A 20,704-nucleotide genomic window follows, 5' to 3' on the forward strand; every position below is an offset into this window, starting at 1 on the left:
TTTACCTTTTTTAAATTTTTTTAAATATGTAACTTTGTTAAAAGTTAATTTTATTATACTCTTAATTTTCAAAAAAACAAATATGTGTATACAACTATGAAAAACAGAATAATTTATATTTATAATAATCTATGGCATAATAGATAAAATTTAAAAATGTATTAGAGGAGTAGAGGAATGAGAATCGGAGCGATTTCTGATCTACATATAGATAGACATCCTAAATTAAAATCAAATGTATATCTAGAAACATTGATTAAAGTAGTACAACATAGAGAGATTGACTTACTATTAATTGCAGGAGATATTTCGAACTATTTTAGAGATAGCTATCAATTTATTAAAGATTTAAAAACTGCTTTACATATTCCCGTATTATTTGTTCCAGGAAATCATGATTATTGGAAAGTAGAGGATGAAACGACATCTCAAGATATTTATGATTTTTATAGAACAAAGCCAGAGTGTTTGTTGGATCATCCATATGTAATTAATGATAATTGGGCTATTGTAGGCCATACTGCTTGGTATGATTACAGTTACGCTGATAAAAAGTTTGAAGAAACTCGATTAAAAAAAGGGAAATATTATGGGGCCACTTGGCAAGATAAAGTGAAAATCGATTGGGATGAAGATGATACGATTTTATCCAAAAAGGCGGCTAAGCATGTTAAACAAGCATTGGAGCAACTTAAAGATAAACAAATTATTTTAATGACCCATATTGTAACACATTCTAAATTTGTAGTACCTACCCCTCATCGTATTTTTGATTTTTTCAATGCATTTATAGGTACATCAGATTTCGATCAATTATATCAGCAGTTTCCGATTAAATACAGTATTATGGGACATGTTCATTTTCGTAAATCTTTAGTTGAAAATAATATAACCTTTTTATGTCCTTGTTTAGGTTATAAAAGAGAATGGCGAACAGCAGATATATATTCAGAAATGAATCATGCATTAATGGACTTTGTAATAGAATAAAAAAAGAGCAAGAAACGACGTTTAGAAGGAAGTCGCTTCTTGCTCTTTTAATTTATGGTTTTACATAGATACATTTTTTACCAGGGGCGTTAAAGCTACGCTCCATGAATTCTTTTTTAATTTTTATAATCTGGAAGCGATTAGGTACTAATGCAGGCACAATTACTTTTCTTAAAAAGTGACTCCATAAAGGATCAATATAATAGTAATGTGTGTCGTCATATCCAATAAGTAATGTAACGTGAATGTTAGACACAAGTTGACGCGTATGGTTATCAAATTTAAACGTTTTACGTGAAGGTTTTTGACCTAAACTTGTATGATACATAAGAACCGGTTGTCCTTGATCAATCACAGTTTCCAATTCCTCTAAATTCGTACCAGTGCCATCTACGATACGTGAATCAAATGTTTGTAAATATGGAACATAAGCAGAAGGGAAAATCGTTTGGTGATGACCAAACTTAACAAGTAAATGATGACCAACATAGCCTTTATAGGGATTATTTGGATGAGTGGGCCAATGTTTCATAATATCAGTAGCTTTAATATTATGATGATTATATTGTAATAACATAGCTGCAGAAACGCCTTCACAACCCATAATCATAGGGATTGGAAAAAGTTGACTTTTAGGCGTAACAGATAATAATTTTTTATTCATTAACGTTCTCCTTTATGACAGTAAAACATTGTTTTAAAGTAAATTTATTATATACCTTGATTAGAGTAGCGTATAATCATTTGAATTCTTTGTTTGAATATTATTTACTAAGAAACATTATTACTAAAATATGGATATCGTTTTAAGTATATATTCATTTTTAGTTTGTGGTCAAAGCGTATTAATATCTAACTGTAATAATTCGATTATATATTGAAAAGAAATCCCTTTTTCATATTCTTGGAAAACGTATCGTAATATATTGGCTTTCATTTTATATTTACTAGACATAAAAAACGCCCTTCAAAGTTTTAATATCTACTTTGAAGGGAGCATATCAACAATTGTCTTAACATATTGGCAGTCGATGATTATATTAAAAATGGATGCTAGATTACATTTATTAATATAAGAATACATTAGATACGTTGATATTTTTTAAAATATAAAAATTGAAGTAAAACTATGAGAATTGTTGTGATAACAATTACTGTGATATAAGGCATTACATTGTATTGTCCTTTAAGACCAACTAAAGGAGACACTAAACCACCAAGGATAAATTGAAACAAACCTAGTAAACTAGAAGCATTTCCACTTCCACCAGTACGTTCTTCCATAGCCATTGAAAATCCTAAGGGGCCGATTGAAGTGACAGGACAAACATTTAAAAAGAAAGCGACTAATAAAAGCCACAATGGACCTTGTAATATCAAAGTAAATACAATGAGAAGTACACCAATAAGTTGAATGAAAGTCAAATAAATTAAGATTTTAAAGCGATGTATACGTTCAACAAGCAAAGCAACGATTTGACTCACAACAATTAAACCAATGCCATTGATTGCAATCATTACACTAAATTGTTGAGGTGTCATATGGTATATTTTCTGAGTGATAAACGGAGAAGCAGATGAAAAACTAAATAACATAACATAAGTTAATCCTTGCAAAAACATTGGAATAATAAATTTTGGTCGTTTAAGTAAACGTCCAAAGTCAGAAAATATATGTTTAAAATTGGAAGTAACGTGCTCAAAGTGATGTGTGGTCGGCATATTGAAAGTAACGCCACCTAACATAATCATACTAATAGCTGTTAAAATAACAAAGATAATTCTCCATGAGCCAAGAGAAAGCGATAAACCTCCAAGTAACGGCATTAAAATAGTCACTATACCATTTACAACCATAAGAGAAGCAAGAAATTTAGCTAGAGTATTTCCTTGGTAATAATCTCCTGCGAAAGCTTTAGCGATAACAATAATACCTCCGGCAGTTAATCCTTGTACCAAACGTATCAATAAAAATATTGGAAATGTTGTAATAAATATCGCACTACATGAAGCTAAAACGAATACACTAAGAATTATTAGTGCAATTCTTTTTCGACCCAATACATCTGATAAAGGTCCGAATACAAACTGTCCAAGTGCTAGACCAATCATTGCAAAGGATAGGGTAAGTTGTATGCTTGACGTTGATGTATTAAATTGTTGCTGAATTGCTGGTAAAGCAGGTAAATACATATCTATAATCATTGGACCAAATGCTGTCATTGTTCCTAGAACGATAAGTAATAGCATCGGCAATTTAGTATGTGTTGAGTTATGCATAATTGTACTCCTTGAAAAGATTTGCAATGTACATTATATAGGTTTTTGAGAAAATATGTAATTTCAAATATAAAAAGCTCTAAAAAGATTGATTTAATCAATTTTTTTAGAGCTGAAATTTATCACAATACATAAGAATATTAATTATTATTACCAAGAATACTGTTTAGTTTTTTCTTGATATCATCTACTTTATTATTGACATCATCTAATAGCGCATTCACTTTGTTTTCATTTGCGTTGTTTTGTTGTGCATTATTTGCTTCTTTTAATTTATTAACTTGGTCTTGATAAAATTGAGTTAATTTAGAGTCTTCTTTAGTAATCTCATTATTTTTTAATTTATCAATTTGAGATTGAATTTGTCTAAGACGTGATTCAGTGTCTATTTTATCTTTAATATCATTTTTTGCATCTTCAACTTGTTTCTTGATATTATCGCTTTGATTTTGAACTTCTTGTTGATAATTTTTAGATACATCATTTGTTGCATTATAAGTATGTTGTTTATTGTCCGATTCATTTTTATGATCAATATAAGATTTAGTCGCAAAAATGCCAATAATTAAAAGAAGAATTGCAATAATAGCGATTAACCAACGTTTTGATTTTTTATTTTTTTCATTCTCTTCTTCCAGTAATTGTTCACGTCTAAAGTCACGATCGTTATAGTAACGATTACCCTTTTCATCATAATCGCCCTGATTTTGATGATGATACTCTTGACGAGGTTCATTTCTTCTGTAATTTTCTTCACTTTGACGTCCTTGTTGACGTTGTTGATACTCCCGACTTTTTTGATTACGTTGTTGATATTGATCATCGTATTGATATGAATCTTTGTATTTTTCAGTACGTTTCATAGATTTCACCTCTTTTTAATTATTTAACTTAATTAATCGAGCAATATTTTCAACAGTTTGTGTTAAGAATCGTTCTCCATGTGCTAATAAATAGGGTAGTTCTGAGGGCGTTTCTATAATGCTAAACACACTATCAATTCCATGTTGATATACGGCTTGATAATTTTTTCCCAAACTACCGCATATCGCAATCACAGGTAAGTCGAATTGTTTGGATGCTTTTGCCACTCCAATAGGTGTTTTACCATAAATTGTTTGTACATCTATTTTTCCTTCTCCTGTAATAACTAAATCGGCATCTTTAATTCTTTCAAGAAACTGCGTTTCTTTTAAGACAATATCGATGCCATTAGATAATGACGCATTGAAGAAAGTGAGAATACCGGCGCCTAATCCACCGGCAGCTCCAGCACCGGGTATATCTTTAACACTGATATGATATGCTTTCTCTATCATATCATGATAATTTGCGAGTGCGGAATCCAACTTTGGTATCATCTTTTCAGTTGCTCCTTTTTGTGGTCCATAAATATATGTGGCACCATTAGGGCCTAATAAAGGATTTGTAACATCACATGCCACTTCAAAGGTAACGTCGTTTAATCTATAATCTAAATTTGACGCATCTATATGGGTCAAATGAGCAAGAGCACCACCACCAAGTTCAATTTCTTCATTATCAGAGTTTAGAAACTTTACGCCAAGAGCGGTCAGCATACCACTACCACCATCATTTGTTGCACTTCCTCCTATGCCTAATATAATTTTAGTCACATGATGGTTTAGAGCGTCTTTAATTAATTCGCCAACACCAAATGTTGTAGTAATTAAAGGATTACGTTCATTTGTACGAATTAAATCTAATCCTGAAGCTGCTGCCATTTCAATAATAGCTACACGATTATCTCTAGAACGAGCATAAGATGCAGTCACTTCTCTAAATAGTGGATCATGTACTTTAATGCTATGAATTGTCGCATCTAATGCTTCTATTAAAGCCTCGGTTGTACCTTCACCACCATCTGCCATAGGGATAACCTCTGTTTTAAACGCATCACCGAATATATTTTTAAAACCCCGTTCTATAGCTAATCCAGCTTGTTTAGCAGTCATACTCTCTTTAAATGAATCTGTCGCAATAACAATTTTGTTTATGTTCAACGAGATCACTTCCGATTAAAATTATAAATAAAAATCTAAATTAAAATGATTTAATGCTTAAAATATAAAAAAAGTATATAATGGTATTTAATTAAATAGAATTGATTAAACACTATAATTTAACATTATTGTAGTGGAGGAGTAGTGTAAATGTCTAACTTTAAACAACACGAATTTTACCTCTGGGTCATAGGGTTATTATTATTTTACGGTTACTTAGGTTTAATCATTCCTTTACATGGAATCGATTGGTTTTTTGGAAGTCCTCAAGGCATAAGTGCCTTTTACCAACATTTTGATAATTTGAATGGACGTTATATTAGTAATTTAATTGAGCTTGTAGCAGTACGTTCGGTAATATTACGTATGATTATGTATTCAATAATATCAGTAAGTATTATTTTATTAATACTCAAATTGATACGCCAAACATTTTCAATTCGTCATCTCATGCTTGCAACTATTTTATTACTTATTATACCTAATTCAGTTTTTTCAGAGAGTTATGGAAGCTTTGGTTATTTTTTTAGTTATGCTTTTGGAATGATATGTGTTCTCTATCATTTTTATTTTATAAGTCAAATTTTATTTATAAAAGATGAACTAAAAATGTACAATGTCATTTTATTTTGGATCAGTTGTTTCAGTGGGCAATTATATACTGAATCATTAACTTTTTTCGTTAATTTAGCTTTATTCACGACATTAATTGCTTATTTTATTTTAAAACGTAAAATTAACTTTAATTTATTAATAGGGTTTCTATTATCATTATGTGGTACATTAATCATGTTGATTAACCAGACGTACATTAATTATCTGAGTGACATTCAAGCAATGAGAGCACACATTGATGGCTTAGGTTATGTTCATAAATTAAGAGTTACAATATTAAATGATCTTCCACGTTATATGTTTTTTAATCATATTATTATAGTGTCTATGATTGCGATTGTTATAATTGGGTTACTTATAAAAAATACTCGCTTTCAAACGTTTTCTAAAATTAGACAAATTCTGTTAATGATTGGCATACTTGCATTGCCTATATACAAGATATTTATTTTTGAACCCTTTAATTTTAATCAAACAACGTTGATTACAAGTTATGGTCTAATTAATTTCTTATTGTGTTTTAACTTTTTCGTCAGTATAAGTATGGCTAGTTTTATTATAGTTACAGATAGCTACTATCGTATCATTTTAATAGCTGCTTTTATTTCTATTATTTTAAGTGCTATACCTATCTTTTTCATCTCAGAGGTAACGTCTCAACAGTTCTTTATTGTATATATAATGTGGTGTGTGATATTGATTACTTTAGTTACTGAATTACATACTTTAAAACAAAGCTATGATAATATTCTTAAAATTTGTGTAGGATGTTTATTATTCGTATTTATTGCTATTTTTACGATTGTGCATTTTAAATATGAAACTAGATTAAATAATATTCAAACTCAAATTCAACAACATAGAAATGAAATTATTGTAAAACATTTGCCATTTGAGACATATTTCTATGAAATGACTCCAACTGAAGAAACCGCAAAGGAAAATTTCAAAGAGTACTATCAAATTTCAAATAATAAACAACTTAAAATACTGCCGTTTGATATTAATGTAATAGAAGACAGAGGAGATTAACTATGAAGTTAAAACAAACGCACTATGAAATAATCAAATTCGTCATAGTGGGTGGGATTAATACACTTGATTATTATTTAGTGTATCTCATTTTATTAAAATTATTACACGTTCACTATATGGTGAGTCATATTATTGGATTTATAGTAAGTTTTATTATTTCTTATTATTTAAATTGTTATTTCGTTTATAGAGTTAAACCAACCCTTAAGAAATTTTTAAGTTTTCCATTAACACAAGTAGTAAATATGGGAATGCAATCTTTGTTTTTATATATCTTTGTAAGATGGTTTAATTTTCCATCTGAAATTGCACCCTTTGTAGGACTTATCGTTACAATTCCAATTACTTTTATATTATCTAAATGGATTTTAAAAGACTAAAATTTAAGAAAGAGCTAGAAATATGTATTTCTAGCTCTTTTTTTATAAATAGTAAATTAGGCTTGGCTAAAAAATTAATTAGTTTATTTTTATAAAAATAATAGAAATAAAAAAATATTGTAATTCAAATTTCGATGATACATACTATTAATACTAAGTGTTTAAGGTGGTTAACTAGATATGACCCAAAGCGAAAATCTTAAATTGGCGCAAAGAGGCGCTTATTTAAGTTTAGTTGTTTATATCGTTTTATCTGTTGCAAAATATATTACTGGGTATGTGTACGATTCAGCAGCTGTAAGAGCAGATGCATTGAACAACATGACTGATATTGTTGTCTCTATCGCTGTTATTGTGGGATTAAAGATTTCAATTAAGCCAGCTGATAAAAATCACCCTTATGGTCATTTGAAATCTGAAAATATTTCAACGCTTCTCGTATCATTTATTATTATGTTTGTAGGTATACAAGTAGTGATTGAAAATGCACCTCGAATGTTGACAAATGAACAACATATTCCAAATTTTATTACAATTATTATTAGTATGATGAGTGGTGTCATTATGATTGGTGTTTATGCTATTAATCATAGGCTTGCAAAACAAACTAAAAGTAGCTCATTAGACTCGGCCTCAAAAGATAATTTATCTGACGGTTTAGTCAGTATTGGTACTGCTATTGGATTATTATTTACACAATTTGGTCTACCTATCATTGATGTAATACTTGCTACTGTATTAGGGTGTTTAATTATTTATACTGGGTTTGGGATATTTAAAGATTCAATTTTTGCATTGAGTGATGGATTTAAGGAACAAGATTTAGAAGAATATCGAAGTCTTGTTCAAGAAGTTACAGATGTAAGAGAAGTAAAAAATGTAAAAGGACGTTATCACGGCAGTAGCATTTTTTTAGATGTAACGATTGTAGTTGATGCAAATTTATCATTACAAGAAGCGCATGATATTTGCGATAGAGTAGAAACACATTTAGAAAATAATGGTATATCGTCTGTATATGTTCATCCAGAACCAAATACATTAAATGAGAAATAAAAAAGAGCGGGAGTATACTCCTACTCTTTTTTGATTCAATTTACCACCAACCATTTGATTCTCTAAAACGTATCGCTGCTCCAATTGATCCATAACGTTCTTTTGCATATTGAATCATGCCTTTAGTTTGGGTTTCCACTGATCCATACCCCCATGATTGGTTAGTTTGGCCTAATCCATGGTATTGACCATTTGATGCATTAGGGTTACCGCCGGATTCAGGAAGTACAATTTTCTCCCACATTTCTTCTGTGCCTCCAGCAGCTAAGAAACGTTGATATACTGATTGTGTACTACTTGAAGTACTAGAAGTGGTCGTGTTTGAACTTGATATATTTAAATTAGATGTATGACTTTGATGATATTGATGTTGTTGAGAAGGGGATGTTGATACCTCTTCTGCGTGTGCCTGGCCACTTTCTAATCCAGCGGCACCTAATGAGAGCATTGTCATTAATGCAAAAATTGATTTTTTCATGATAAAAAACTCCTTTGTGATTTGGATATTAATGTTCGAATTAAAACATTGCATCCCAATAAATCTAGATGTTGACTACGGTAAGTTCACTATAACAGTTCATTTAATGACATAGGTTACTGTCATATCAAAAATAATTATCAAATATGAACACGAAGTAACAAATATCTCAACCATTTATCATATATTCCGAATTAAATTAGAAGTAGTCCTATTATGAAAAAAAGTGAAATCGTTCTATAATAATGATGTAAAGATAAATAGATATTAAATTAAATAATGAGGAAAGTATTTATAATTCAATCGTTATACTCATTAACTTTCTATTAATCTAAGGAGTGTTATATTATGCCAAAATTAATTTTATGTCGACATGGACAAAGTGAATGGAATGCGAAAAATTTATTTACCGGTTGGGAAGATGTTCAACTGTCAGAACAAGGGAGAAATGAAGCCATCACTTCAGGTAAAAAATTAAAAGAAAACAAAATTGAAATTGATGTTGCTTATACTTCTTTATTAACAAGAGCATTAGAAACAACTCAATATTTATTAGCTGAGTCTGATCAAGAATGGATTCCTGTTCATAAAAGTTGGCGTCTGAACGAACGACACTATGGAAAATTACAAGGATTAAATAAAGATGATGCCCGTAAGGAATTTGGTGAAGAACAAGTTCATCAATGGAGACGTTCTTATGATGTATTACCGCCAGCACAAACTGAAGAACAACGTCAATCTTATTTAAATGATCGTCGCTATCGTCATTTAGATCATCGTATGATGCCTTACTCTGAAAGTTTAAAAACAACATTAGAGCGTGTAATCCCAATTTGGACTGATCATATTTCACAACATTTATTAGATGGGGATACTGTACTTGTAGCAGCACATGGTAACTCTATTCGAGCATTAATTAAATATTTAGAAGACGTATCAGATGAAGACATTATAGGCTATGAAATTAAAACAGGCGCACCGTTAATTTATGAATTAGATGACGATTTAAAAGTAACTAATCATTATTATTTATAAAAGTGTGAGCAAGAATTTTTATTTATTGTAATATAGTAGATAGAATAAAAGGCTAAAGCATTAAAGAAGTGCTTTAGTCTTTTATTAATGTAGTGGAGTAAGATTGCTTATAAAAATAGTTAAACGGTTTTAACTAACGTCGATATTGCTTAATCATCTTTAATGCACGTTTACGTGTTTTAATATTAGAACTTTTTAAGTTGCGACGTGCAGTTTGTAAATCTGGTTTCATAAATATTCCTCCTTTTTATAAAGAATAAAGGAAAAGATGGCTTATGTAAATAGTAATTATTACGATTTAAAAATAAAAATAAGGAGATGATACCATGTCGCATAGTAAAAAGTTAATTATGATTTTCACTATGCTATTAGGTGGTTTTTTTGGTTTATTAAATGAAACCTTGTTGACCACAGCATTACCGAGAATAATGAAAGATTTTCATATTGAATATTCTCAAGTACAATGGCTCACAACAGCCTTCTTACTAACAAATGGAGTAGTTATTCCATTATCTGCATTTATTATTCAACGTTATACAACAAGACAGGTCTTCTTAACTGGAATTATTATATTCTTTCTAGGCACTTTACTAGGAGGATTTAGCCCTAATTTCATTACTTTATTAATTGCAAGAATTATCCAAGCATTAGGTTCTGGTATTATGATGCCACTAATGATGACGACTATATTAGATATATTTGAACCGCACGAACGTGGAAAATATATGGGGATGTTTGGATTAGTGATTGGTTTAGCACCAGCGATTGGACCTACATTATCTGGATATTTGGTTGAATACATTAATTGGAGAGCATTGTTTTATGTTGTAGCGCCAATTTCAGCAGTGACCTTTATACTTGCTTTAATTTTTATTAAAAACGTTGGAGTAAAAGTAAAAGCACCCATTGATATGCTCTCCATTATTTTATCTATTATCGGATTTGGTGGTATGTTGTACGGGGTAAGTTCTATTTCTCAGAAAGGTTGGAATGACCCAGTCGTTCTGAGCACTATTATTTTAGGCATTATTTTTGTAGTTTTATTTATTTGGAGACAAGAACGACTTGAAACCCCTTTATTAAGTTTTAAAGTATTTAAAAATAGTCAATTCACAGTAGGTATTGCTATTATGGCTGTAACGATGATTTCGATGATTGGATCTGAAACGGTATTACCTATGTTTGTACAAAATGTGTTGCAACGTACGCCTGTTGATTCTGGTTTGATATTGTTACCCGGAGCAATTGTAATGGCAATCATGTCTATCATATCTGGGCGTTTATACGAAACGTTTGGAGCACGAGTACTTTCAATGATAGGTATGCTTATTGTAACGATTACGACGTCCTACTTTGTAGTAATGGATGAGCATACGTCAACAATTGTTTTAGCAACTATTTATGCGATTCGTATGATTGGTATTGCTTTAGGATTAATGCCTGTAATGACACATACAATGAACCAACTCACTCCAGAATTAAATGCCCATGGATCTTCAATGACAAATACAATTCAACAAGTAGCGGGTTCTATTGGTACAGCTGGTTTAGTAACAATTTTAAGTGTAGCAAGTCAGCATTTTAAACCGACACTCAGTGATTATCAAGGAATGGCTAAAACAGAGATGATGAAACACATTCAAACAGACGCAATGATACATGGTTATCATTCTGGCTTTTTATTTGCAGTCATTATCACAGTCGTTAGTTTATTATTAACTTTTTTACTTAAACGAAAAAAGGATTTAAATGAAGAAAGGCATTAACCTCATATCTAAACATTCTATTTTATTTAATAGTTTAAATAGTTATTGACTATTCATAGTGATGAGATTAGAATTAATTTATTCTGACTAATTTAATAGGAATATGGAGGAGTTATTAATGAAAAGACTTTTATTTGTAGCTTTGACACTTATTTTTGTATTAGCCGCATGTGGTAATAGTGGTTCATCTGACAAAAATAGTGATTCAAAATCAAGTAGCAGTAATAGTGATAAAAAAACATTACGTGTAGGAACTGAAGGGACTTATGCACCGTTTACTTTCCACAACAAAAAAGATCAGTTAACTGGTTATGATATTGATGTAATTAAAGCTGTTGCGAAAGAAGAAGGATATAAACTTAAATTTAATGAAACATCTTGGGATTCAATGTTTGCTGGTTTAGATGCAAAACGTTTTGATGTCATTGCAAACCAAGTGGGTATCAATAAAGAAAGAAAAGAAAAATATAAATTCTCTAACCCTTACACTTATTCAAGTGGTGTCTTAGTTGTTCGTGATGATGAGAAGAATATTAAATCATTTGATGATGTGAAAGGTAAAAAATTAGCGCAAACATTTACTTCTAACTATGGAAAACTTGCTAAAGATAAAGGTGCTAACATCACTAAAGTAGATGGTTTCAACCAGTCTATCGATTTATTATTATCTAAACGTGTGGATGGTACTTTTAATGATAGCTTATCTTATTTAGATTATAAAAAACAAAAACCTAATGCTAAAATTAAAGCAATCAAAGGCGATGCAGAACAAAATAAATCAGCATTTGCATTCTCTAAAAGTGTCGATGATAAAGTTGTTTCTGATTTCAACGATGGTCTGAAAAAACTTAAAGAGAACGGTGAACTAGCAAAAATTGGTGAGAAATGGTTCGGTGAAAATGTTTCTGAGCCTAAATAGTCAACAACAACACGCATTAGATGCAGCAACTCAAGCATTTGGACCCATGTTGGAAGGTTTAGTAAAATACTCTATTCCAATTACAATTGTGACATTTATTTTAGGTTTGATTATCGCTTTGTTTACGGCGTTAATGCGTATTTCGTCTAGTAAAGTATTAAGAGGAATTGCACGTGTATATGTATCTATTATTCGTGGGACACCAATGATTGTACAACTCTTTATTATCTTTTATGGTATTCCAGAACTTGGACGTCTAATTACTGGAAATGCAGACGAACAATGGACATTGTCTTCTGTTGTTTCAGCGATTATTGGATTGTCTTTAAATGTGGGTGCATATGCATCTGAAATTATCCGTGGTGGTATTATTTCTATTCCAAAAGGCCAGACAGAAGCGGCATACTCTATTGGAATGAATTATCGTCAAACGATTCAACGTATTATTTTACCTCAAGCGATTCGTGTTTCAGTTCCAGCTTTAGGTAACACATTCTTAGGATTAATTAAAGACACATCATTACTAGGATTTATCTTAGTAGCTGAAATGTTCCGTAAAGCGCAAGAAGTTGCTTCTACAACATACGAGTACTTTACAATTTATATTCTCGTAGCCGTGATGTATTGGGTTGTTTGTTTTATTATTTCAGTCATCCAAGGCTTCTATGAATCATATATTGAAAGAGGGTATAAGGCATGATTGAGTTATCCAATATTCATAAATCTTTTAATGATAAAGAAGTAATTAAAGGTATTGATTTGAATGTAAAGAAAGGTGAAGTTGTCACATTAATTGGTCGTTCCGGTTCGGGTAAGACTACATTATTGCGTATGATTAATGCGTTAGAGATTCCAACTGAAGGCAACGTTACTGTGAATGATAAAACTTATACTGCTAAAGATAAGAAATCTCAAATTGAAGTACGTAAACAATCAGGGATGGTATTCCAAAGTTATAATCTTTTTCCACATAAAACGGCTTTAGAAAATGTGATGGAAGGTTTAGTAACTGTAAAGAAAATGAGTAAATCAGAAGCTAAAAATAGAGCATTAGACTTACTTGAAAAAGTAGGTTTGACACATGTTAAAGATCAACGTCCTCATGCACTCTCTGGTGGTCAACAACAACGTGTGGCGATTGCGAGAGCTTTAGCGATGAATCCTAAAGTGATGTTATTTGATGAACCTACATCTGCACTTGATCCTGAACTTGTAAATGATGTGTTGAAAGTTATTAAAGAATTAGCAAATGAAGGCATGACGATGGTGATAGTTACTCATGCAATGCGTTTTGCAAAAGAAGTATCTAATAAAGTTGTATTTATTCATGACGGTGAAATTGGTGAAGAAGGTTCTCCTGAAGAATTATTTGATCACCCTAAAACTGATGAATTAAAACGTTTTTTAAATGTGATTAATGAAAATTAAAAAAGAATCGTCGTTTGAGATATTTCATCTTGAACGACGATTCTTTTTATTGAATAATGCTTTCTTTCTTCAGATAAATAGATTTTAGAAATATTTATATTTTAAACTGATAGTAAAACAGTAAGCTCAAATTGAAGTACTTTATTCTCATATTGATTAAATGTCATAATTTCAACGGTTAAACTACCAAATTGTTTTTTCAATTTTTTATCTAAAACTTTAACTTTTACATATAAGTTGTCATTTGGATAGACAGGTTTAATAAAGGTTACATTATTTAAATGAGTCCCTGCTATAATGTCTTCTTCATATTTGTTTTCTTCAATCCAAAGTTTAAAGGAAAGAGAAAGGGTATGCATACCTGATGCTATAATCCCTTTATACATTCCTTGACCTGCTTTTTTCTTATCTAGATGCATATATTGAGGGTCAAATTGATGAGCAAACTCTAATATTTCTTTCTCAGTTATTTTGTAATGTTTACTAATGAATGTATCTCCTATAGAAAACATACTGTATTTCATAGTTATATGCCTACCTTAAAGTATACTTATAATGCAATGATTATCTTCTGTTTTTGATCCATTGTTGAGTATGATAAAGAACAGGTTTAATTGGTTTAATGAAGTCACCAATATATTCATAAACACCAGCATTAAAGCCTTTTTTGAACTGTTGGACACCATAATCTTCAGCATTTTCACTAAAGTCTCCAGTAATACCATAGAAGTTGTAACGGTCAATGTTATGCTCTTTAGCAAATTTAATCATTTCCCACTGTAAACGATAGGCTCCCATATATTCATTATATTTTGGGTTAGAACCACTAGATAAATAATATACTTCATGTTCATTGTAGATATATAATGCAGCTGCTAGATTTAATACTTCACCTTCTGCTGCAATTTTATCTTTTGTTTGGTTTATTTTACGTTCATTGCTATCAAATTGTTGTTGAAGTTGATTACGTTTATTTTTGTTCTTTTTAGAGTTAGGGCTTTCTTTTAAAGCTTCTTCAATTTCAGTAAGTTGTTTTGTTAAATCCTCATGTTTATGTTGTAGAGTAGACAAATAATCTTTTAAATCGATATAAGCTAATTTTAGCATGGCATGATCTTTATATGTTTTTTGCATTTCATAGAAATAAGGCTCATCTCTAAATTTAAAGCCATGTTTTTCTTCAGCCATTTGGAACAGTTCGAAGAAAGTATGTGTGTCTTCCATAGGTAATGTTTTAACTTTTACGCCCATTTCATACGTCTTTTTAATATTACGACGTGTTTGATAGTCCATTTCTTTTAGTAATTGGTCTTCAGTTTTATCTTTAAGATCAAGTACAGACAACCAACGAATTTGACTCATTGTACTATAACCTACAGACCAGCCTTGATGTTTATATCCTAAGTCTTCAAGTGTTTTAATCACCGCACGATTATCGTAGCTTTTTAAGATTTCTCCGTCTGCATTACGTAGGTTTTCTAAAATATATGGATCTACTAAAACAAATAGACAATTTTGTTTTTTCAAATATTCTGTTAATGATTTGAAAAAGAAATGTACCAGTTTGATATTGCTATAATCCATTACTGGACCACGATGTGTGTAAAAATATTTATAAAATTTTAATGCGCGTGCTTCAGTCATTAATGTTGCAGCAATGACATCTCCGCTATCATCTTTAACACCTACAACATGTACATCATGTTTCATCTCATTTCTATTATCAAAGTGTATTCGAGATTGTGTATAGTGAGAAAAATGTTCGGATGTGAATTTTTCAAATTCTTCAGGTGTTAAACTTACGAATTTCATGATTATCTACTCCTCTGTATTTTTAAGAATTCTAAACTATTTTATCAAATTAGTTCTATTATTACACACATTTAGTAAATTAATTTACTCATACTTTAGTATTAGATAATAATTATTTTTTAAAATATATAACTATAAAACTTAAAATATAATATTTTTTAATAGTCTAGTTTATATTGCAAAACCACTGTATGATAATCAATATATGCATAGTATAATAGTAAGAGTTATATTAAGTTAGATTAGAAAAAGTAGGAGTGAACATATTTGAAAAGATTGATTTTATCATTAAGTGTATGTGTCATATTGCTAGCGGGCTGCGGTAATGATGAATATGCTAATAAAATAGATAAAGCTGTAAAACTACAAGATAAAAAACAAAAACGACTTGCTAAGAATGAACAAGGCGATGTAGTAAAACATTTTGATAAAAAAGACGCTAATATATATGTGTATGAAAAAGGTAAGTATGTTGTATTAGCATATAGACCGTTAAACAATAACGATGAAATGCATTATTATACATATCAATTTAAAGACAAGAAGGCAACCTATTTAGAGCACTTTGATACGAAACAATATATTAGTACACATGATTCGGATTATAAAGAAGAAAATCTTAATTAACTGAAACAGTCTCAAGGAGTATATATGAAAAAATTGATTTTTATTGGAGCTGCGATCATATGTTTAATCATTATCGTTGTCGCTTGCTCTCAAAAGAAAAAAGAAACAACCCCAGCTCATACGAGAAATGGAAAAATTTTAATTGTAGAATATGGAGACTATAAATGTCCTTATTGCAAAAAAATTGAAGATAACGTCATGCCTATCATAAAAAAAGATTATATTGATACAAATAAAGTGGAATATCAATTTATTAATGCAAGTTTTCTTGGAAAAGATTCATTAATGGGCTCTAGAGCAGGGAATGCTATTCAAGCTATTGCACCCAAAGAATATCTTACATTCCAAAAAAATATATATGCTCATCAACAAGATGAAAAAAAACATTGGATTACTGAAACATTACTTGACAAAGAAATTGATCAATTAGATATTTCTCAAAAACAAAAAGATCGCATTAAAAAAGAGTATAAAACTAAAAACAGCGATGCTTGGAAGGAAGCAGAAAAACAGAAAAAGTTAACAAAAGAAAATCATATTCAATCCGTTCCAACAGTTTTTATCAATGGTAAAAAAGTAAAAGATCCTTATAAAATCAAAGAATGGAAAAAATATTTATAGCATAATACAAAAGATCTAACTTAATGTTGTTTAAATATTAAATTAGGTCTTTTAATTATGTTTTTATATCGTTTAAGACATATTTAAAAATTTTACATTCAAAATCATTATTTTTATAAAAAAAGGGAATACAAATAAAAGAAACAAAATCAGCACAATTAATATATTTTAATTAAGTCGCTTAGTTTGTAATTTTTGTTAGATTTATTTAATATACTAAGTATAATAATTATATCAAAATAAAAGATAAATAAATTGAATAATATTATTTTATCATTTCACTATTGGAGGGAAAATAAATGGCTAACTTTAATTTAGATCCAGTTCATTCAGGTGTGAATTTCTCAATACAACACCTTGTAATTAGTAATGTAAAAGGACGTTTTAACGATTTTGATGCAGATATTACAGGTGACTTTCATGATTTAAGTTCTTTAAAAGGAACTTTTACTGTTCAAGCTAATTCTATTGATACTAAAGTAGAAGATCGTGATAATCATCTTAAAAGTGAAGATTTCTTAAACGTTGAACAATATCCTGAAATTAAATTTGAAATTATTAGTGTTGATGATCATTCAGTTACTGGTAATGTAACAATTAAAGATCAAACACAAAAAGAAACATTTGATTTAGATTATAAAGGTATTAGCTTAAACCCACTTAATAATAAGAATACAGCAGGTTTAGTTATTACTGGTGAACTTGATCGTGAAAAATATGGTGTTACATTTAACCAACCATTAGAAACTGGCGGTTTTTTATTAGGTAAAATATTAAATGTGGAATTCGATTTAGAATTTCCTATTGAAGAATAATAAAGTTAAAAAACAGGCAAGGTTCTAACTTTGCCTGTTTTTTTATTGTCTTAAAATATAATAGTTGCTAAACTATAGGAATTATCATTTTAAAAATCAGGAGAGATAACGATGTCAATTGAAGTAAAAGAAAATAAAATTATTTTTAAAAGAACATTTAAAGCTCCTATCAATGATGTATTTGATGCCTATACAAATCCATCGTTATTTGAGCGATGGTTTCATCCTCAAGGCGCTAAGACAAAAGTATATCGTTTTAATACTGAAGAAGGCGGGGAATCCTTCTTTGCTATAGAAACCTCAGAACAGACAAGCTATACATTAACTGAATATCGAAAAGTGGATCGTCCGAAGTATCTTGAATACTTTGATTACTTTGCTACACCTGAGGGAGAAAAAGATACGCGTTTACCTGGTATGCATATTTCAATCAATTTTAATTCAGATAATAAACAAATGACTACTGTTACATCTACGTCAATGTTTCCAACTAAAGAAGCAGCTCAACAAGCAGTAGGTATGGGAATAGAAGCAGGTATGAATTCAACATTAGATCAACTAGAAGTCTTACTTAATGAATAAATCGTCACGAGGATGTCAAAATTAAATTGAACTTTTAAGTTATAATAATATTGAAAAGAGGATGATATAGTATGAAAGAAAGATATTTAAAAGTGCTGGGATTATTTTCAATTAGTACTTTAATTCCAACATTATTAATTAATTCAAAGTGTTTAAATAATGGCGTCATAAAATATATTTTAAGAACGGCATTAGGCTATGGTATTTTTGCTTCAGGATTACGTTATTTTTCAAAATTAAAAAAAGCACATTAATATCATGACAAGAGCAAGATATGGAAAATAAACCTCCATATGTTGCTCTTTTTTAATCTCCTCTATTCAAAATGCACGTTACTATATATAATATAAAATTATAAATGAATTAAGGAGAGGGAATATGACAAGTAACCATACAACAATTGAAGATACATATACTACAAAAGATCTTATTAAAGCGGCTGTAAGACAGGTACAAATGAAAGAAGTTATGGCAACTCAAACACCTGGACGATATTTACTAAAGTCAATGATGTCAGGATTTTTACTAGCTATTGTTACAGTATTTATGTTAGCAATCAAAACACAGTTTGCAGGAACAAATGATGGACTTGTTAATTTATTAGGAGCAATCTCATTTAGTTTAGCTTTAGTTCTTATTGTTCTAACTAATTCAGAATTACTTACTAGTAATTTTATGTATTTAACTGTCGGATGGTACTACAAAGTCATTGCAGTTAAAAAAATGTTATACATATTCTTATTTTGTTTTATTGGAAATATTATAGGTGGGTTTATTTTATTCTTATTAATGAAGGGTACACATGTGATGACACCTGAAATGGTTGCAAGTCTAAGTAAAACAGTACATTTAAAAACGGTAGAATCAACTTGGTTAAATATTCTTATCAAAGGGATATTCTGTAACTTCTTTATTAATATTGGTATTTATGTTTCAATGCTTTTTAAAGAAGGTTTAGCTCGCGCATTTTTCATTGCTGTTGGTGTTATAGTATTTGTGTTTATGGGATATGAACACGTTGTATTTAATGCTGGATTATATGCAGGAATGATTTTTTATAATAGTGATGCATTATCATGGATAGATGTGCTAAAAAATATAGTATTTGCTTTTGTAGGTAACTATATTGGTGGAGGTATTTTTGTAGGGCTTGTTTATGCCTATTTAAACGGAAAAAGAGACAGTATAAAAGCATAGTAAGACGATCAAAGAGCGGAAATATCGAGAGACATTTCCGCTCTTTTAATCCCCAACATATTGACTTAATATTCAGAAAATCTTATTATTTTAATCAACATTAAAATAATAAGGGGGAAACCATTTGGTTGCGAATATTCTAGTAGCTCATGGCATGAGAAAAGGAGATCAAAATAAAGCACTCGGTGAATTTATAGATAGTTTATTACAAGATGAAACTTACGCTTATGAGCTTGCTTTTATTGAAAGTGAAGAAAAAAGTGTTGAAAATACGATTATTAATTTAATAGAAAAAGGAGAAACGCAATTTAAAGTTGTACCTTTACTTATATTTTCAGCTATGCATTATATTGTAGACATTCCAGAGATGTTAAGAAACATTAAACAAGCACATCCAAATATAACCTATGAAATTAGTGCACCTCTTGGTACGCATCCATATATGGTAGATTTAGTAGAACAACGTATTAATGATGTGGATATAAAAGAAGAGTCAGATGTGGCAGTTGTATTGATTGCACATGGTAGCTTTTCTTATACTAAAGCACATGATGAACTAAAAGAATTGAGTACTAAGTTTAAGCAAGACAAACCTATATATTGCCGTACGTTATATGGAGATATTACGTTTAAAAATGATTTAGATCAACTTTCAAGACAATATCATCATCTTATTGTGGTTCCAATGTTTTTATATGATGGACGTTTAGTTAATAAAGTAAAAGGTCTTATATCAGAGATGGATATTGCTAATGAATTGCACATGACTCCGTCTATTAATTTCGACCCTATTTTAAAATCGATTATTCGAGAGCGATTAAAAGAATTAACAGTATAGTAACTACATACATCTTTCATTATATGAGTGCTAAATCCTCACTTATGTAATGAAAGGTGTTTTTTATTAGGGAAATCCCCGATTTTACATTTAAATGTGAAAATAATCACAAATTTAAAAGAATATGGTATAAAATAGCCTTGTAAAGAATAGTGAGTTCAAAACTATTTGAAGTTAATAATAATTAAATATAATAAAAGGGGCAT

24 protein-coding genes are annotated in these 20,704 nt (G+C 29.9%); 16 read left to right on the forward strand and 8 right to left on the reverse strand.

Features of this window, described 5'->3' with window-relative positions; all coding sequences use genetic code 11:
- The first annotated feature begins 177 nt into the window (after nucleotides 1-177).
- Complete coding sequence (locus BDW25_RS05515) at nucleotides 178-990, forward strand: metallophosphoesterase (RefSeq protein ID WP_071859916.1); 813 nt, start codon at nucleotides 178-180, stop codon at nucleotides 988-990.
- A 52-nt stretch (nucleotides 991-1,042) separates the two neighbouring features.
- Here BDW25_RS05515 and BDW25_RS05520 read toward each other — a convergent pair whose 3' ends face one another.
- The 4 genes from BDW25_RS05520 to BDW25_RS05535 all read right to left on the reverse strand — a co-directional run bounded on the left by BDW25_RS05520 (nucleotide 1,043) and on the right by BDW25_RS05535 (nucleotide 5,294).
- Nucleotides 1,043-1,654 (reverse strand): C39 family peptidase, encoded by a 612-nt coding sequence (locus BDW25_RS05520; protein ID WP_002448367.1) that lies wholly within the window; start codon nucleotides 1,652-1,654, stop codon nucleotides 1,043-1,045.
- 419 nt (nucleotides 1,655-2,073) lie between these two features.
- Entirely contained in the window at nucleotides 2,074-3,270 is a 1,197-nt protein-coding gene (locus BDW25_RS05525; RefSeq protein WP_133945073.1) for a putative multidrug effflux MFS transporter TcaB, read from the reverse strand.
- Nucleotides 3,271-3,410: 140 nt separating this feature from the next.
- Nucleotides 3,411-4,133: a hypothetical protein gene (locus BDW25_RS05530; RefSeq protein ID WP_002448557.1), complete on the reverse strand. Its 723-nt coding sequence runs from the start codon at nucleotides 4,131-4,133 to the stop codon at nucleotides 3,411-3,413.
- A 15-nt stretch (nucleotides 4,134-4,148) separates the two neighbouring features.
- Complete coding sequence (locus BDW25_RS05535) at nucleotides 4,149-5,294, reverse strand: glycerate kinase (protein WP_133945075.1); 1,146 nt, start codon at nucleotides 5,292-5,294, stop codon at nucleotides 4,149-4,151.
- 150 nt (nucleotides 5,295-5,444) lie between these two features.
- On the opposite strand from BDW25_RS05535, the gene BDW25_RS05540 reads away from it, so the two are divergent.
- The 3 genes from BDW25_RS05540 (at nucleotide 5,445) to BDW25_RS05550 (ending at nucleotide 8,380) form a co-directional block, all read left to right on the forward strand.
- Nucleotides 5,445-6,941, forward strand: coding sequence for a hypothetical protein (locus BDW25_RS05540; RefSeq protein WP_133945077.1), 1,497 nt, complete (start codon nucleotides 5,445-5,447; stop codon nucleotides 6,939-6,941).
- A 2-nt stretch (nucleotides 6,942-6,943) separates the two neighbouring features.
- Nucleotides 6,944-7,324, forward strand: coding sequence for a GtrA family protein (locus BDW25_RS05545; protein WP_049334685.1), 381 nt, complete (start codon nucleotides 6,944-6,946; stop codon nucleotides 7,322-7,324).
- A gap of 180 nt (nucleotides 7,325-7,504) precedes the next feature.
- Complete coding sequence (locus BDW25_RS05550) at nucleotides 7,505-8,380, forward strand: cation diffusion facilitator family transporter (RefSeq protein WP_071859921.1); 876 nt, start codon at nucleotides 7,505-7,507, stop codon at nucleotides 8,378-8,380.
- 40 nt (nucleotides 8,381-8,420) lie between these two features.
- On the opposite strand, the gene BDW25_RS05555 is transcribed toward BDW25_RS05550, so the two are convergent.
- A complete protein-coding gene (locus BDW25_RS05555) occupies nucleotides 8,421-8,858 on the reverse strand; it encodes an aggregation-promoting factor C-terminal-like domain-containing protein (RefSeq protein ID WP_133945079.1) in 438 nt (145 codons plus the stop codon).
- A 348-nt stretch (nucleotides 8,859-9,206) separates the two neighbouring features.
- Here BDW25_RS05555 and BDW25_RS05560 point away from each other — a divergent pair, with 348 nt between their 5' ends.
- Nucleotides 9,207-9,893 (forward strand): 2,3-diphosphoglycerate-dependent phosphoglycerate mutase, encoded by a 687-nt coding sequence (locus tag BDW25_RS05560; protein ID WP_002448565.1) that lies wholly within the window; start codon nucleotides 9,207-9,209, stop codon nucleotides 9,891-9,893.
- A gap of 133 nt (nucleotides 9,894-10,026) precedes the next feature.
- On the opposite strand, the gene BDW25_RS05565 is transcribed toward BDW25_RS05560, so the two are convergent.
- A complete protein-coding gene (locus BDW25_RS05565) occupies nucleotides 10,027-10,125 on the reverse strand; it encodes a putative metal homeostasis protein (protein WP_100066500.1) in 99 nt (32 codons plus the stop codon).
- 94 nt (nucleotides 10,126-10,219) lie between these two features.
- Between BDW25_RS05565 and BDW25_RS05570 the strand changes: the two genes are divergently transcribed.
- The 4 genes from BDW25_RS05570 (at nucleotide 10,220) to BDW25_RS05585 (ending at nucleotide 14,006) form a co-directional block, all read left to right on the forward strand.
- Nucleotides 10,220-11,659, forward strand: coding sequence for an MDR family MFS transporter (locus tag BDW25_RS05570; protein ID WP_077699993.1), 1,440 nt, complete (start codon nucleotides 10,220-10,222; stop codon nucleotides 11,657-11,659).
- 118 nt (nucleotides 11,660-11,777) lie between these two features.
- Nucleotides 11,778-12,578, forward strand: coding sequence for a transporter substrate-binding domain-containing protein (locus BDW25_RS05575; protein ID WP_002448333.1), 801 nt, complete (start codon nucleotides 11,778-11,780; stop codon nucleotides 12,576-12,578).
- A complete protein-coding gene (locus tag BDW25_RS05580) occupies nucleotides 12,559-13,278 on the forward strand; it encodes an amino acid ABC transporter permease (RefSeq protein WP_002448600.1) in 720 nt (239 codons plus the stop codon). The genes BDW25_RS05575 and BDW25_RS05580 overlap by 20 nt, the downstream gene beginning before the upstream one ends.
- Nucleotides 13,275-14,006 carry an amino acid ABC transporter ATP-binding protein gene (locus tag BDW25_RS05585; RefSeq protein WP_002448438.1) on the forward strand — a complete coding sequence of 244 codons (732 nt, stop codon included), beginning with the start codon at nucleotides 13,275-13,277 and terminating at the stop codon, nucleotides 14,004-14,006. The genes BDW25_RS05580 and BDW25_RS05585 overlap by 4 nt, the downstream gene beginning before the upstream one ends.
- Nucleotides 14,007-14,107: 101 nt before the next feature.
- Here the strand turns inward: BDW25_RS05585 and BDW25_RS05590 are convergent, their stop codons facing one another.
- On the reverse strand, nucleotides 14,108-14,530 hold the full coding sequence (locus BDW25_RS05590; RefSeq protein ID WP_002448363.1) for a MaoC/PaaZ C-terminal domain-containing protein: 423 nt from the start codon (nucleotides 14,528-14,530) through the stop codon (nucleotides 14,108-14,110).
- A 40-nt stretch (nucleotides 14,531-14,570) separates the two neighbouring features.
- Nucleotides 14,571-15,818 carry an aminoacyltransferase gene (locus tag BDW25_RS05595; RefSeq protein WP_002454905.1) on the reverse strand — a complete coding sequence of 416 codons (1,248 nt, stop codon included), beginning with the start codon at nucleotides 15,816-15,818 and terminating at the stop codon, nucleotides 14,571-14,573.
- Nucleotides 15,819-16,085: 267 nt separating this feature from the next.
- Here BDW25_RS05595 and BDW25_RS05600 point away from each other — a divergent pair, with 267 nt between their 5' ends.
- From BDW25_RS05600 to BDW25_RS05630, 7 genes are all read left to right on the forward strand, one after another.
- Nucleotides 16,086-16,445, forward strand: a complete 360-nt coding sequence (locus BDW25_RS05600; protein WP_133945081.1) for a DUF4467 domain-containing protein — start codon at nucleotides 16,086-16,088, stop codon at nucleotides 16,443-16,445.
- Between the two features lie 24 nt (nucleotides 16,446-16,469).
- The gene (locus BDW25_RS05605; protein WP_002448447.1) at nucleotides 16,470-17,066 is read left to right on the forward strand and encodes a thioredoxin domain-containing protein; all 597 of its coding nucleotides are present in this window, start codon (nucleotides 16,470-16,472) and stop codon (nucleotides 17,064-17,066) included.
- A gap of 299 nt (nucleotides 17,067-17,365) precedes the next feature.
- Nucleotides 17,366-17,881: a YceI family protein gene (locus BDW25_RS05610; protein ID WP_002448482.1), complete on the forward strand. Its 516-nt coding sequence runs from the start codon at nucleotides 17,366-17,368 to the stop codon at nucleotides 17,879-17,881.
- Between the two features lie 111 nt (nucleotides 17,882-17,992).
- On the forward strand, nucleotides 17,993-18,463 hold the full coding sequence (locus BDW25_RS05615) for an SRPBCC family protein (RefSeq protein WP_133945083.1): 471 nt from the start codon (nucleotides 17,993-17,995) through the stop codon (nucleotides 18,461-18,463).
- A gap of 71 nt (nucleotides 18,464-18,534) precedes the next feature.
- Nucleotides 18,535-18,717: a hypothetical protein gene (locus BDW25_RS05620; RefSeq protein WP_002448340.1), complete on the forward strand. Its 183-nt coding sequence runs from the start codon at nucleotides 18,535-18,537 to the stop codon at nucleotides 18,715-18,717.
- Nucleotides 18,718-18,841: 124 nt separating this feature from the next.
- Entirely contained in the window at nucleotides 18,842-19,660 is an 819-nt protein-coding gene (locus BDW25_RS05625) for a formate/nitrite transporter family protein (RefSeq protein ID WP_002448547.1), read from the forward strand.
- 124 nt (nucleotides 19,661-19,784) lie between these two features.
- Nucleotides 19,785-20,498: a sirohydrochlorin chelatase gene (locus BDW25_RS05630; RefSeq protein WP_071859928.1), complete on the forward strand. Its 714-nt coding sequence runs from the start codon at nucleotides 19,785-19,787 to the stop codon at nucleotides 20,496-20,498.
- Nucleotides 20,499-20,704 lie beyond the last annotated feature (206 nt).

Source organism: Staphylococcus sp. AtDRG32 (assembly GCF_004365845.1).
GTDB classification, from domain to species: Bacteria; Bacillota; Bacilli; order Staphylococcales; family Staphylococcaceae; genus Staphylococcus; species Staphylococcus hominis.